Origin of the sequence: Shigella sp. FC1967 (assembly GCF_001743005.1) — a bacterium.
Lineage (GTDB): Bacteria > Pseudomonadota > Gammaproteobacteria > Enterobacterales > Enterobacteriaceae > Proteus.
In genome coordinates this window covers 1-461 of sequence record NZ_MIIZ01001228.1, presented here as the reverse complement: position 1 = coordinate 461, position 461 = coordinate 1, and the positions used below count along the sequence as shown (strand labels likewise).

Annotated in this window: 2 rRNA genes; both read left to right on the top strand. The window is 48.2% G+C overall.

What is annotated here, in order from left to right:
* Nucleotides 1-118 (top strand): 23S ribosomal RNA (locus tag BHE89_RS20530); the annotation flags it as partial.
* Between the two features lie 118 nt (nt 119-236).
* Nucleotides 237-352, top strand: a 5S ribosomal RNA gene (gene rrf, locus BHE89_RS20525).
* The last annotated feature ends 109 nt before the right edge of the window (nt 353-461 follow it).

Sequence of the window (461 nt, the reverse complement as noted above, 5' to 3'; positions counted from 1 at the left end):
CCCTGTCACCTTGAGTGACCTAAAGGAGCGTTTAAGACTAAGACGTTGATAGGCTGGGTGTGTAAGCGTAGCGATACGTTGAGCTAACCAGTACTAATGAACCGTGAGGCTTAACCTGACAACACCGAAGGTGTTTTTGTCAGAGAGACGAAACGATGAAGTAAGCTTGTTTAAGATTGATAATTACTGGTGACGAGCCGTTGAAGGGTGAGTGACGGGTAATAAAACAGAATTTGCTTGGCGGCCATAGCGCAACGGTCCCACCTGATCCCATGCCGAACTCAGAAGTGAAACGTTGTAGCGCCGATGGTAGTGTGGGGTCTCCCCATGTGAGAGTAGGGAACTGCCAGGCATTAATTAAAGCATTAGTGTTAAATAACATTAATCGCAAAAGAATACGCGGAGCGGTAGTTCAGTTGGTTAGAATACCTGCCTGTCACGCAGGGGGTCGCGGGTTCGAG